This is a genomic window from Enterobacter sp. WCHEn090032 (assembly GCF_003986875.1).
In the GTDB taxonomy this organism is placed as follows: domain Bacteria; phylum Pseudomonadota; class Gammaproteobacteria; order Enterobacterales; family Enterobacteriaceae; genus Enterobacter; species Enterobacter sichuanensis.
The window spans coordinates 233657-248124 of the sequence record NZ_RXRN01000002.1 but is presented as its reverse complement, the minus strand read 5'-3'; the positions used below and the strand labels follow the sequence as shown (position 1 = coordinate 248124).

Sequence of the window (14468 nt, the reverse complement as noted above, 5' to 3'; positions counted from 1 at the left end):
TATGCTGATGGCTCGTCTGATACGCTCCCGCTGGCTGTGGCTGGCGGGAGCGCTTCTCATTTTATGGGGGCTGATTCTGTCTGCTGACCGCCTGTGGCCGTTGCCTCTGAAAGAGGTTAACCCCGCCCGGGTCGTGGTGGATGAGAAGGGCACCCCACTCTGGCGTTTTGCCGATAGCGACGGCATCTGGCGCTATCCGGTGACGATCGAAGAGGTCTCCCCCCGTTATCTTGAGGCGCTGATCCAGTACGAAGATCGCTGGTTCTGGGATCATCCTGGCGTCAACCCGCTCTCTGTTCTGCGCGCCGCCTGGCAGGATTTAACTTCCGGAAAGGTTGTCTCTGGCGGCAGTACGCTCACCATGCAGGTGGCACGGTTGCTGGATCCGCATCCGCGGACTCTGGGGGGCAAAATTCGTCAGCTCTGGCGGGCGTTGCAGCTGGAGTGGCATCTTTCCAAGCGCGATATTCTCACGCTCTATCTTAACCGTGCGCCGTTTGGCGGCACGCTGCAGGGCGTGGGGGCGGCAAGCTGGACCTATCTGGGAAAACCCCCGTCACAGCTCAGCTACTCCGACGCGGCGCTGCTCGCGGTGCTGCCTCAGGCACCAAGCCGTTTACGCCCGGACCGCTGGCCTGAACGGGCTGAAGCGGCGCGCAATAAGGTGCTCGACCGCATGGCGACGCAGGGCGTCTGGTCCGCAAAGCAGGTCCAGGAATCCCGTGAAGAGTCGATATGGCTGGCGCCCCGGCAGATGCCGCAGCTGGCACCGCTCTTTGCACGCATGATGCTCAGTAAAAGCCACGACACGAAAATTGTCACCACGCTGGATGCCGGTTTGCAACGGCAGCTGGAAGAGCTGGCGATGAACTGGAAATCCCGCCTGCCGGCCCGCAGCTCGCTGGCGATGATCGTCGTGGATCATACCGATATGAAAGTGCGCGGCTGGGTCGGGTCGGTGGATATTAACGATGACACGCGTTTTAGCCACGTGGATATGGTCAATGCGATCCGATCTCCGGGATCGGTGTTAAAACCCTTTATCTACGGCATGGCGCTGGATGAGGGATTGATCCATCCCGCCTCGTTGCTACAAGACGTGCCAAGAAAAACCGGCGATTATCGCCCGGGGAATTTTGACAGCGGATTCCACGGGCCGGTCAGCATGAGCGAAGCGCTGGTGCGCTCCCTCAACCTGCCCGCTGTGCAGGTGCTGGAAGCCTACGGGCCTAAACGGTTTACCGGCATGCTCAGTAACGCAGGCTTGCCGCTGATCCTGCCCGCGGGGGCGCAGCCGAATCTGTCCCTGATCCTCGGCGGGGCAGGCGCGCGGCTGGCCGATATCGCCGCGGCCTACAGCGCCTTTGCCCGCCACGGTAAGGCGGGAAGGCTGCGGCTACAGCCTGGCGATCCGCTCATTGAGCGTCCGCTGCTGTCTCCGGGCTCGGCGTGGATTATTCGCCGTATTCTGGCCAACGAGGCGCAGCCGCTACCGGATAACGCGCTGCCGCAGGTTGCGCCGCTGGCCTGGAAAACGGGCACCAGCTACGGCTACCGCGATGCCTGGGCCATCGGTCTGAATGCCCGCTACGTGATAGGCATCTGGACCGGAAGACCGGACGGTACGCCCGTGGCGGGACAGTTTGGTTTTGCCAGCGCCGTGCCGCTGTTAAACCAGGTGAATAACCTGCTTCAGTCACGTTCAACGATCGACGAAGCCCGCCTCCCGCGCGATCCGCGTCCGGCAAGCGTCGGGCGGGGCGTGATTTGCTGGCCTGGCGGTCAGTCGTTGCCGGAAGGCAGTGAAAACTGTCGACGTCGTCTCTCGACCTGGCTGCTGGAGGGGAGTGAGCCGCCCACGCTGCTGTTGCCGGAGCAGGAAGGCATTCGCGGGATTCGTTTCCCGGTCTGGCTGGATAAAACGGGCAAACGTGTGGCGGCAGATTGCCCGGATGCAACAGAGAAAGACCTTGACGTCTGGCCGCTGCCGCTGGAGCCCTGGCTGCCTGCAAACGAGCGTCGTGCGGTACGCGTCCCACCCTCATCACCAGACTGTCCGCCGCTCTCGCAGGACGCGCCTGCGCCACTCATTCTGACCGGCATACGTGAAGGCGCCGTGATTAAACGCCTGCCGGGAGAATCCCGCGTTTCGCTGCCGCTTCAGGTGACCGGCATTAGCGGCGAGCGCTGGTGGTTTTTGAACGGTGAACCGCTGAATGTGAAAGGGAAAGTTTACACATTACAACTAGATAAAGCGGGCGATTATCAGTTACTCGTTATGGATGAGACCGGGCAGGTTGTGACAGTGAATTTCGCGTTACAGTGACAAAAAAACAGCTTTCAGCGGTGAGCTGTTGCTGAAACTCGTCTTATTTTAAAAAAATGTTACCTGAATCCATAGGCAATGGCGGCATTGCTCATTATAATCCGCGCCACACCATACTCAGGTATGCAAAACAACAGAACATTGACAGAGGTTATCATGGCTATTGAACGTACTTTTTCCATCATCAAACCAAACGCGGTGGCAAAAAACGTTATTGGCAGCATCTTCGCTCGCTTTGAATCAGCAGGGTTCAAAATTGTTGGCACCAAAATGCTGCACCTGACCGTTGAACAGGCTCGTGGTTTCTACGCTGAGCACGAAGGTCGCCCATTCTTTGACGGCCTGGTTGAGTTCATGACCTCTGGCCCAATCGTGGTTTCCGTACTGGAAGGCGAAAATGCAGTACAGCGTCACCGCGACCTGCTGGGTGCCACCAACCCGGACAACGCGCTGGCAGGTACCCTGCGCGCTGACTACGCTGACAGCTTCACCGAGAACGGTACTCACGGTTCTGACTCCGTTGAATCTGCTGCGCGCGAAATCGCTTTCTTCTTCGCTGAAGGCGAAGTGTGTCCACGTACCCGTTAATTTAACGGTTTCGTTTACACATTATTTTCGTAAATGCCACGTCCAGACGTGGCATCCCTGCGTCAGAGTTTGTACAATGCAACGCCCCGGACGAGCAGACCGCTTTCCGGGGCGTTTCTATTCAACCCTCCATGGGCCATAACGTGTAACAACGAGGCCGGTAAATATTATGTCTGAATTAGTGAATACCTCCGAAGTCGCCATTCCTGCGGTTCCCAATAAAAATGGAAAAATCAACCTGCTGGATCTGAACCGTCAGCAGATGCGCGAGTTCTTCAAAGAGATGGGCGAAAAGCCGTTTCGTGCCGATCAGGTCATGAAGTGGATGTACCATTACTGCAGCGACAATTTTGATGACATGACTGACATCAACAAGGCTCTGCGTAATAAGCTCAAAGAAGTGGCTGAAATTCGCGCGCCGGAAGTGGTGGAAGAGCAGCGCTCCGCCGATGGCACCATCAAATGGGCGATTGCGGTTGGCGATCAGCGCGTTGAAACCGTCTACATCCCGGAAGAAGACCGTGCCACACTGTGCGTCTCCTCTCAGGTGGGCTGTGCGCTGGAGTGCAAATTCTGCTCAACTGCGCAGCAAGGCTTTAACCGTAACCTGCGCGTATCAGAAATTATCGGCCAGGTCTGGCGTGCCGCGAAAATCGTCGGTGCGGCAAAAGTGACCGGTACGCGTCCCATCACCAACGTGGTAATGATGGGGATGGGTGAGCCGCTGCTGAACCTGACTAACGTGGTGCCGGCAATGGAAATCATGCTGGATGACTTCGGTTTTGGTCTGTCCAAGCGCCGCGTGACGCTCTCTACCTCAGGCGTTGTGCCTGCGCTGGACAAGCTCGGCGACATGATTGACGTTGCGCTGGCGATCTCCCTGCACGCGCCAAACGATGAAATTCGTGACGAAATTGTGCCGATCAACAAAAAGTACAATATCGAAACCTTCCTCGCTGCCGTGCGTCGCTATCTGGAAAAATCCAACGCCAATCAGGGCCGCGTGACCATCGAGTACGTGATGCTTGACCACGTCAACGACGGTACCGAGCATGCGCACCAGCTGGCGGAGCTGCTGAAAGATACGCCATGCAAAATCAACCTGATCCCCTGGAACCCGTTCCCGGGCGCGCCGTATGGCCGTAGCTCGAACAGCCGTATCGACCGCTTCTCCAAGGTGCTGATGGAGTATGGTTTCACCACCATCGTGCGTAAAACCCGTGGTGATGACATTGATGCCGCATGCGGACAGCTGGCAGGTGATGTGATTGACCGTACCAAACGTACCCTGCGTAAACGCATGCAGGGTGAGGCCATCGCGGTTAAAGCTGTTTGATTAATATGCACTCACGGCGCATTATTTGCGCCGTGAAGCATAATCTTACTGAATAATCAGTCAGATTCGTGATGACTGAATAATAATTACGGTGCGTTTCATCCGACTTTCGGGCAGTATGTAACGACGTAACAACAGTTTAGCCGTTCGGGCAGTCTGTACTGTCATCTCCCGGCTGACAGTCTTATACTGTCTGTTCAAGGTTAACTGACCAGAAGTTTCGCGGTGCGGGTGGCATTGTGACTCACCGGCACCTGAACCCTTATTTTTCACGTACCAGTAGTTGTAGCGAATGAATACTGAAGCCACTCACGACCAACATGAAGCACTCTCCACTGGCGTTCGTCTTCGCAACGCCCGTGAACAACTCGGACTCAGCCAGCAAGCCGTTGCGGAACGCTTGTGCCTGAAGGTTTCCACGGTTCGCGATATTGAAGAAGATAAGGCGCCTGCCGATCTGGCTTCAACCTTCCTGCGCGGTTATATCCGCTCTTACGCAAAACTGGTGCACATCCCCGAAAACGAATTACTGCCCATGATGGAGAAGCAGGCACCGGTCCGTGCAGCAAAAGTTGCGCCGATGCAGACCTTCTCCCTGGGGAAACGTCGTAAAAAACGTGATGGCTGGCTGATGAGCTTTACCTGGCTGGTGCTGTTTGTGGTGGTCGGTCTGACCGGTGCCTGGTGGTGGCAAAACCATAAGGCACAGCAGGAAGAGATTACCACGATGGCCGATCAATCCTCGGCCGAACTCAACCAGGCCGGAACGGATAACGCCCAGAACGTGCCGCTGAATACCAACGGCGCGGCCTCCTCCAGCGAGCCACAGACGGCCGCGACAGAGACCCCGGCAACAGACGCGCCGGCGACCGGTACAGCACCGGCTCCGGGGGCAACGGCTAGCACCGCTGCGCCTCAGGCTCAGGATCAAAACACGGTGGTCTCTCCTTCCCAGGCGAATGTGGATACTGCGGCAAACGCGCCAGCGGCCACGCAGCCTGCAGACAATACCGCAGCGTCTCTGCCAACCAACCCGGCAGGTACTGCAACTCCTGAAGCCGATCCCAACGCACTGGTGATGAACTTCAACGCCGACTGCTGGCTGGAAGTGACTGACGCGACAGGTAAAAAGTTGTTCAGCGGCCTGCAGCGTAAAGATGGCACGTTAAACCTAACCGGCCAGGCGCCTTATAAACTTAAAATCGGCGCTCCGGCAGCGGTACAGATCCAGTATCAAGGAAAACCTGTCGACCTGAGCCGCTTTATCAGAACTAACCAGGTTGCACGTCTTACCGTTAATGCCGAACAATCAGCAGCACAGTAACAGACGGGCAACGCGGGAGATTTTTCATGCATAACCAGGCTCCGATTCAACGTAGAAAATCGAAACGGATTTACGTTGGGAATGTGCCAGTCGGCGATGGGGCACCTATCGCCGTTCAGTCGATGACCAATACGCGCACCACCGATGTGGAAGCCACGGTCAATCAAATCAAAGCATTAGAGCGAGTAGGCGCGGACATCGTTCGCGTCTCCGTCCCGACCATGGATGCCGCCGAAGCATTCAAGCTGATCAAACAGCAGGTCAGCGTTCCTCTGGTCGCGGATATCCACTTCGACTACCGTATCGCACTGAAAGTGGCCGAATACGGCGTCGACTGCCTGCGCATTAACCCGGGCAACATCGGTAACGAAGAGCGTATCCGCATGGTTGTGGACTGCGCCCGTGACAAAAATATTCCTATCCGTATCGGCGTCAACGCCGGTTCCCTGGAAAAAGATCTGCAGGAAAAATACGGTGAGCCTACGCCGCAGGCGTTGCTTGAATCCGCAATGCGTCACGTTGATCATCTGGATCGTCTTAACTTTGATCAGTTCAAAGTCAGCGTGAAAGCGTCCGATGTTTTCCTTGCGGTGGAATCTTACCGTCTGCTGGCAAAACAGATCGATCAGCCTCTGCACCTCGGGATCACCGAAGCGGGTGGCCTGCGTAGCGGTTCTGTAAAATCCGCGATCGGTCTGGGGCTGCTGCTCTCCGAAGGGATCGGCGATACCCTGCGCGTGTCGCTGGCGGCCGATCCGGTTGAAGAGATCAAAGTCGGTTTCGATATCCTGAAATCACTGCGTATCCGCTCGCGCGGGATCAACTTCATTGCCTGCCCAACCTGCTCACGTCAGGAGTTTGATGTGATCGGTACGGTGAATGCCCTGGAGCAACGTCTGGAAGATATTATCACCCCGATGGACGTCTCGATTATCGGCTGCGTGGTGAACGGTCCGGGTGAAGCACTGGTGTCAACCCTGGGCGTTACCGGCGGTAACAAGAAAAGTGGTCTCTATGAAGATGGCGTTCGTAAAGATCGTCTGGATAATAGTGACATGATCGACCAGCTTGAAGCCCGTATCCGTGCCAAAGCCGCCATGATGGACGAGACACAGCGTATCAGCGTTCAGCAGGTTGAAAAATAACGTGATGGGAAGCCGCGAGCTTCCCATGTATGATTGAACCCATTCTTTGGGTTTTTTTTGTATATAGAAAGAGAATAAACGTGGCAAAAAACATTCAAGCCATCCGCGGCATGAACGATTATCTGCCTGGCGAAACCGCCATCTGGCAGCGCATTGAAGGCACGCTGAAGCAGGTGCTCGGCAGCTACGGTTACAGCGAAATCCGTTTGCCGATTGTAGAGCAGACCCCGTTATTCAAACGCGCGATCGGTGAAGTGACCGACGTGGTTGAAAAAGAGATGTACACCTTTGAGGACCGCAACGGCGACAGCCTGACCCTGCGTCCGGAAGGTACGGCGGGCTGCGTACGCGCCGGCATCGAACATGGTCTTCTGTACAATCAGGAGCAGCGCCTGTGGTATATCGGCCCGATGTTCCGCCACGAACGTCCTCAGAAAGGTCGTTATCGCCAGTTCAACCAGCTGGGTGTGGAAGTCTTTGGTCTGCAGGGGCCAGACATCGACGCCGAGTTGATTATGCTGACCGCCCGCTGGTGGCGTGCGCTGGGCATCTCTGAGCACGTTTCTCTTGAACTGAACTCTATCGGTTCGCTGGAAGCGCGCGCTAACTACCGTGACGCGCTGGTGGCGTTCCTGGAGCAGCATAAAGATAAGCTGGACGAAGACTGCAAACGTCGTATGTACAGCAACCCGCTGCGCGTACTGGATTCAAAAAATGCAGATGTCCAGGCGCTGCTGAACGATGCGCCTGCGCTGGGTGACTACCTGGACGATGAATCTCGCGAACACTTCGCAGGTCTGTGCAAGCTGCTTGAAGCGGCGGGCATTGCCTACACCGTGAACCAGCGTCTGGTGCGCGGTCTGGACTACTATAACCGCACCGTGTTTGAGTGGGTTACCACCAGCCTCGGCTCGCAGGGCACCGTGTGTGCAGGCGGTCGTTATGACGGTCTGGTAGAGCAGCTTGGCGGTCGCGCCGCGCCTGCGGTTGGCTTCGCGATGGGCCTTGAGCGACTTGTTTTGCTGGTTCAGGCAGTTAATCCGGAATTTAAAGCAGATTCCGTTGTCGATATATACCTGGTAGCCTCAGGCGCGGAAACGCAGTCTGCGGCGATGCAGCTTGCCGAACGCGTGCGCGATGCGCTGCCGACGGTGAAGCTGATGACCAACCATGGCGGCGGCAACTTCAAAAAACAGTTTGCTCGTGCCGATAAGTGGGGCGCAAGTATTGCACTGGTGCTGGGTGAGTCCGAAGTGGCTAACGGCGAAGTAGTGGTGAAAGACCTGCGCTCTGGTGAGCAGACAACGGTAACGCAGGACGGCGTTGCGGCGCACTTGCGCACTCTATTGGGCTAAGGAGAAGGACTGCGTGGAAATTTACGAGAACGAACACGATCAGGTCGACGCGATCAAACGCTTCTTTGCTGAAAACGGCAAAGCACTGGTGGTTGGCGTTATTTTAGGTGTGGGTGCCTTGATTGGCTGGCGCTACTGGAACAATCATCAGGCGGATTCCGCGCGCGGCGCGTCTCTGACCTATGAAAATACCGTGAGTGCCATTCGTGCCGATCAGCCGCAAACGCTGGCGGCGGCAGAAAAATTTGCCGCTGACAACAAAAACACCTACGGTGCACTGGCTGCGCTGGAAGTGGCTCAGCAGTACGTTGATAAAAACGAACTGGATAAAGCCGCTGCTCAGCTGACTCAGGGCCTCGCTGCGGCCAGCGATGAAAACCTGAAAGCGGTGATCAACCTGCGCCTGGCACGTATTCAGGTTCAGCAGAAAAAAGCTGACGATGCGCTGAAAACGCTCGATACCATCAAAGGCGAAGGTTTTGCTGCCATCGTTGCCGATCTGCGCGGTGAAGCACTGCTGAGCAAAGGTGACAAAGCGGGTGCGCGTAAAGCGTGGCAAGCTGGCGTGGATAGCAAAGCATCACCTGCGCTGAGCGAAATGATGCAGATGAAAATAAATAATTTGTCCGTCTGAGAGGGACCCGATGCAATTGCGTAAATTACTTCTGCCAGGACTGCTTTCTGTTACGTTATTGAGTGGTTGTTCACTGTTCAGTGGCGAAGAAGACGTTGTGAAAATGTCCCCACTGCCGACGGTTGAAAACCAGTTTACTCCCTCCACCGCATGGAGCACCTCCGTGGGCGATGGGATTGGTGACTTCTATTCCAACCTGCATCCGGCTTTTGCCGACAGCGTAATCTATGCGGCTGACCGCAAAGGTACCGTGAAAGCGGTGAACGCCGATGATGGAAAAGAAGTGTGGTCTGTTAACCTGGCGGAAAAAGACGGCTGGTTCTCCCGTAAACCTGCACTGCTGTCTGGCGGCCTGACCGTTGCCGGTGGCCACGTTTACGTGGGCAGCGAAAAAGCACAGGTTTATGCCCTGAACAGTAGCGACGGCTCCATCGCCTGGCAAACGACCGTGGCGGGTGAGTCCCTGTCTCGTCCGGTGGTGAGCGACGGCCTGGTGCTGATTCATACCAGCAACGGCCAGCTGCAGGCGCTGAACGAAGCGGACGGTCTGGTGAAATGGACCGTTAACCTGGATATGCCTGCGCTCTCCCTGCGCGGTGAATCCGCACCGGCTACCGCATTTGGTGCTGCCATTGTGGGCGGTGACAACGGTCGTGTGAGCGCCGTGCTGATGCAGCAGGGCCAGATGATCTGGCAGCAGCGTATCTCCCAGGCCACTGGCTCAACGGAAATTGACCGTCTGAGCGACGTAGACACCACGCCCGTTATCGTTAACGGTGTGGTGTACGCTCTGGCCTATAACGGCAACCTGACCGCGCTGGATCTGCGCAGCGGCCAGATCATGTGGAAACGTGAGCTGGGCTCGGTGAATGATTTCATCGTTGACGGTAACCGCATCTATATGGTTGACCAGAACGATCGCCTGCTGGCGCTGAGCACCGAAGGCGGCGTGACGCTGTGGACGCAAAGCGATCTGCTGCACCGTCTGCTGACTGCGCCGGCACTGTACAACGGTAGCCTGGTGGTCGGTGACAGCGAAGGGTATATGCACTGGATCGATCCAGATAATGGCCGCTTTGTTGCGCAGCAAAAAGTCGACAGCTCTGGTTTCCTGACCGACCCGGTTGTGGCTGACGGCAAACTGCTGATTCAGGCAAAAGACGGCACGCTGTACGCGATCACGCGTTAATTACCCGGCGGTTGTAGTATACTAAACGGCTCCTGTTCACTCAGGAGCCGTTTTGACATTTTTAAAAACGCTGCGAAAGCGACGTTATTTTGAATTTTATGAGGCTTCAAACATGGTACCTGTGGTCGCGCTTGTCGGGCGCCCTAACGTTGGAAAATCCACTCTTTTTAACCGTTTAACACGCACCCGTGATGCGCTGGTTGCGGATTTCCCGGGGCTGACGCGTGACCGTAAGTACGGTCGTGCAGAAGTAGAAGGACGCGAGTTCATCTGTATTGATACCGGTGGTATTGACGGTACGGAAGATGGCGTAGAAACCCGCATGGCGGAACAGTCGCTGCTGGCGATTGAAGAAGCCGACGTGGTGTTGTTCATGGTGGACGCGCGCGCTGGCCTGATGCCGGCGGACTCCGCTATCGCCAAACACCTGCGTTCGCGTGAAAAACCGACCTTCCTGGTGGCGAACAAAACTGACGGTATCGATGCCGATCAGGCTATCGCTGACTTCTGGTCACTGGGTCTGGGTGAGATCTACCCGATTGCCGCATCGCATGGCCGCGGCGTAACCAGCCTGCTGGAAACCGTTCTGCTGCCGTGGGTTGACGAAGTTAACCCGCCGGAAGAGGTGGACGAAGACGCGGAATACTGGGCGCAGTTTGAAGACGGCGAAGCGGGCGAAGAAGAAGAGCCTGAAGAGGACTTCAACCCGCAGGATCTGCCGATCAAGCTGGCCATCGTCGGTCGTCCAAACGTAGGTAAGTCTACACTTACTAACCGTATTCTGGGTGAAGAGCGCGTGGTCGTTTACGACATGCCGGGCACCACCCGTGACAGTATTTACATCCCGATGCAGCGCGATGAGCGTGAATATGTTCTCATCGACACCGCCGGGGTGCGTAAGCGCGGGAAAATCACCGATGTGGTGGAAAAATTCTCCGTTATCAAAACCCTGCAGGCCATTGAAGATGCCAACGTGGTGCTGCTGGTCATTGATGCGCGCGAAGGTATCTCCGATCAGGACCTTTCTCTGCTCGGCTTTATCCTCAATAGTGGGCGCTCACTGGTCATCGTGGTCAACAAATGGGATGGCCTGAGCAATGAAGTGCGTGAGCAGGTGAAAGAGACCCTCGACTTCCGTCTGGGCTTTATCGACTTTGCCCGCGTACACTTCATCTCTGCGCTGCACGGCAGCGGTGTGGGTAATCTGTTCGAGTCCGTGCGTGAAGCCTACGATAGCTCCACCCGTCGTCAGAGTACCGCCATGCTGACCCGTATCATGAATATGGCTGCTGAAGACCATCAGCCGCCACTGGTGCGCGGCCGTCGCGTGAAGCTGAAATATGCTCACGCCGGTGGTTATAACCCGCCAATCGTGGTGATTCACGGCAACCAGGTGAAAGACCTGCCGGATTCCTACAAGCGCTATCTGATGAACTACTTCCGTAAATCGCTGGACGTAATGGGCACGCCTATCCGTATCCAGTTCAAGGAAGGGGAAAACCCGTTCGCCAACAAGCGCAACACCCTGACGCCAAACCAGATGCGTAAGCGTAAGCGTTTGATTAAGCACATTAAGAAAAGCAAATAAACTTTGCTGAACTTACGAAAGCCCGCGTTTATCGCGGGCTTTTTTTTGCCCAATCATACCGCCGGTTTTCTCTGTGTGATGTCAATCACTATTCACTTTTAACCATGTTTAAATCTAAGAAAGTAGACAATCGTCGAATTTTCATCTTAAAGTCCAGGGTCTGGTACTAGACAAAACTAGCGCCTGGTTATCAAATGGTTAACCAACTTTTCGCCACAGGTAAAAAATCGGCCAGATACGTAACTGGCCGGCGTACCTGCTGGTGTTTACAAGCACGACGACATACCTTTCGGGAGAATTATGCAATCCTCTGTTAATCAAAAAGAGAGCCGAACGTTCTTCGGCCATCCGTATCCCCTCGGCTCGCTGTTTTTCACCGAGATGTGGGAACGTTTCTCGTTTTACGGCATTCGTCCGTTACTGATCCTGTTTATGGCCGCCACCGTCTATGATGGCGGGATGGGGCTGGCGCGTGAAAACGCCTCGGCGATAGTCGGGATCTTTGCCGGTACCATGTACCTGGCCGCGCTGCCGGGTGGGTGGCTGGCCGATAACTGGCTCGGCCAGCAGAGAGCCGTCTGGTACGGTTCCATTCTGATTGCGCTCGGTCACCTGTCGATTGCGCTGTCGGCCATCATGGGCGATAACCTGTTCTTTATCGGCCTGATGTTCATCGTTCTCGGTTCCGGCTTGTTCAAAACCTGTATTTCGGTGATGGTCGGTACCCTGTATAAAAAAGGCGACGCGCGTCGTGACGGCGGCTTCTCGCTGTTCTATATGGGCATCAATATGGGGTCGTTCATCGCGCCGCTGATTTCCGGCTGGCTGATCAAAACCCACGGCTGGCACTGGGGCTTTGGCATTGGCGGTATCGGGATGCTGGTCGCGCTGATTATCTTCCGCGTATTTGCCGTTCCGGCAATGAAACGCTATGACAGCGAAGTCGGGCTGGATTCCACCTGGAACAGCCCGGTCGTGAAACGTAACGGCGTAGGTGCCTGGCTGCTGGCCCTGGCGGTAGGTGTTGCGGTTCTCGTGACGCTGATTGCGCAAGGCGTGATTGTGATTAACCCGGTTGCGGTAGCCAGCGTGCTGGTTTACGTCATCGCGGCATCCGTTGCCCTCTATTTTATTTATCTGTTTGTTTTTGCAGGCCTGAACCGCAAAGAGCGCGCCAGGCTGCTGGTCTGCTTTATCCTGCTGATCTCGGCCGCGTTCTTCTGGTCCGCGTTTGAACAGAAGCCAACCTCGTTCAACCTGTTCGCCAACGACTACACTAACCGCATGATCGGTGATTTTGAAATTCCGGCGGTGTGGTTCCAGTCGATCAACGCCCTGTTTATTATTCTGCTGGCACCGGTGTTCAGCTGGGCATGGCCGAAGCTGGCGAGTATGAACATTCGCCCGGGCAGTATCACCAAGTTTGTCATCGGCATCCTGTGTGCCGCGGCGGGCTTTGGCCTGATGATGCTGGCGGCCGAAAACGTGCTGAGCAGCGGCGGGGCGGGCGTGTCGCCGTTCTGGCTGGTGGGCAGCATTCTGATGCTGACGCTGGGTGAGCTCTGCCTGAGCCCGATTGGTCTGGCGACCATGACGCTGCTGGCGCCTGAAAGAATGCGCGGCCAGATGATGGGGCTGTGGTTCTGCGCGAGTGCGCTGGGTAACCTGGCGGCGGGCCTGATTGGCGGCCACGTGAAGGCCGACCAGCTGGATATGCTCCCGGATCTCTTCGCGCGCTGCTCCATCGCGCTGCTGATTTGTGCCGCGGTACTGATCGTCCTCATTGTTCCGGTGCGCCGCATGCTGGAAAATGCGCAGACTAAACCGGCTGCTAACGCCTCATAACACCTCAGCGTGCCGGGGCTGGCGTTACGCCCCGGCATGCTTTTTCCCGAGGTGAAACTATGCAGTTAGGATTTGTTGGTCTTGGCGCGGTCGTGGAAACCGCATATCTCCCCGCGTTGCGTCACCTTTTTGGTCACCCGGTTCGCTGTTTTGGGTTTGATGTTCTCCCCACAAAGCACCCTGAAGGCGTCACGCGCTGCGCCTCGCTTGCGGAGCTTCTTGCCGCACCGCTTGATATTCTGTTTATCACCACCGCTTCGCTGCACCACCTCGAGGTGCTGGAGCAGGCCATTGCCTCGCCCGTTGCGCGGATTGTGATTGAAAAACCGATTGTCGCCACGCTTTCACAAATCGAAAAGCTCAACGCGCTGCTGGCACGCCCCGGCGTGGTGCCCCGCGTGCTGGCGCTCGACCACTGGATGGCGCGCCTCGAAACGGTGAAAAGGTCGCTGGTAAGCAGCGTCTCTGACATCGTCAAAATCGACGGTTATTTACAGGAGCCGAGTGGATATAACGCCGCAGGTGAACCCATCGCGCTTAACTTTGCCACCGGCGAGCCGGATACCCGCACGCTTCGCCACCCTGACGGCGTGATCCTGGATATTGGTACACATGTGCTGGCGATGCTGCGAGAAACCGTGCGCTATCTTGGCGGCAATGACGATATGACGCTGCGGATCGTCACGGCTAAAGACCGCCTGGGTCGCGCTATCGCAGAAGGCGACCTGACCACGGCGGAAGGCGAGGCGCATCTTCAGGGGCGTATCAGCGGCGTGCCGGTGGATATCTGGCTTAACAAATATGCGGGACCGGCGGGCGGGATAAAGGGGATACGCCTCTGCCTGCGCGACGGGCGCATCATCAGTCATGACCGGCGCGGCAGTGAAGATGTGCTGGAGGTGATCGATGGTGAGACGCGTCAATGCTGGACAATTCCCGGCACGATCTACGAACACTGCCTTGCAGAGCAGATCCTGGGTGCCAAAAGCCTGTTTGAGCGGGATCCGCACGAGGTGAGCCGCACGACGCGCCGCAGGATAGCGGAAGTGGAGCTGCTGCTGGCGTTACAGCAACAGCTGCGTGGCCCGCACTGACCGCGACGTGGTAAAATCACCTCAGACCTCAACGCTTTGAAGGA

11 protein-coding genes are annotated in these 14468 nt (G+C 56.5%); all 11 read left to right on the top strand.

What is annotated here, in order from left to right; all coding sequences use genetic code 11:
• The first annotated feature begins 1 nt into the window (after position 1).
• On the top strand, positions 2-2326 hold the full coding sequence (gene pbpC / locus EKN83_RS02670; protein WP_126800303.1) for a peptidoglycan glycosyltransferase PbpC: 2325 nt from the start codon (positions 2-4) through the stop codon (positions 2324-2326).
• A gap of 156 nt (positions 2327-2482) precedes the next feature.
• Complete coding sequence (gene ndk, locus EKN83_RS02665) at positions 2483-2914, top strand: nucleoside-diphosphate kinase (RefSeq protein ID WP_003860625.1); 432 nt, start codon at positions 2483-2485, stop codon at positions 2912-2914.
• Between the two features lie 169 nt (positions 2915-3083).
• Positions 3084-4250, top strand: a complete 1167-nt coding sequence (locus EKN83_RS02660) for a bifunctional tRNA (adenosine(37)-C2)-methyltransferase TrmG/ribosomal RNA large subunit methyltransferase RlmN (RefSeq protein ID WP_025757686.1) — start codon at positions 3084-3086, stop codon at positions 4248-4250.
• 292 nt (positions 4251-4542) lie between these two features.
• Complete coding sequence (gene rodZ / locus EKN83_RS02655) at positions 4543-5574, top strand: cytoskeleton protein RodZ (RefSeq protein WP_025757687.1); 1032 nt, start codon at positions 4543-4545, stop codon at positions 5572-5574.
• A 26-nt stretch (positions 5575-5600) separates the two neighbouring features.
• Complete coding sequence (gene ispG, locus EKN83_RS02650) at positions 5601-6719, top strand: flavodoxin-dependent (E)-4-hydroxy-3-methylbut-2-enyl-diphosphate synthase (protein WP_025757688.1); 1119 nt, start codon at positions 5601-5603, stop codon at positions 6717-6719.
• A gap of 80 nt (positions 6720-6799) precedes the next feature.
• The gene (gene hisS, locus EKN83_RS02645) at positions 6800-8074 is read left to right on the top strand and encodes a histidine--tRNA ligase (protein WP_025757689.1); all 1275 of its coding nucleotides are present in this window, start codon (positions 6800-6802) and stop codon (positions 8072-8074) included.
• Between the two features lie 13 nt (positions 8075-8087).
• Positions 8088-8708, top strand: coding sequence for a YfgM family protein (locus EKN83_RS02640; RefSeq protein WP_025757691.1), 621 nt, complete (start codon positions 8088-8090; stop codon positions 8706-8708).
• A 10-nt stretch (positions 8709-8718) separates the two neighbouring features.
• Positions 8719-9897 (top strand): outer membrane protein assembly factor BamB, encoded by a 1179-nt coding sequence (gene bamB / locus EKN83_RS02635; RefSeq protein ID WP_025757693.1) that lies wholly within the window; start codon positions 8719-8721, stop codon positions 9895-9897.
• 112 nt (positions 9898-10009) lie between these two features.
• Complete coding sequence (gene der / locus EKN83_RS02630) at positions 10010-11485, top strand: ribosome biogenesis GTPase Der (protein ID WP_126800283.1); 1476 nt, start codon at positions 10010-10012, stop codon at positions 11483-11485.
• Positions 11486-11785: 300 nt separating this feature from the next.
• Entirely contained in the window at positions 11786-13330 is a 1545-nt protein-coding gene (locus tag EKN83_RS02625; protein WP_025757694.1) for a peptide MFS transporter, read from the top strand.
• A 59-nt stretch (positions 13331-13389) separates the two neighbouring features.
• Positions 13390-14424 (top strand): Gfo/Idh/MocA family oxidoreductase, encoded by a 1035-nt coding sequence (locus EKN83_RS02620; protein ID WP_126800282.1) that lies wholly within the window; start codon positions 13390-13392, stop codon positions 14422-14424.
• Positions 14425-14468 lie beyond the last annotated feature (44 nt).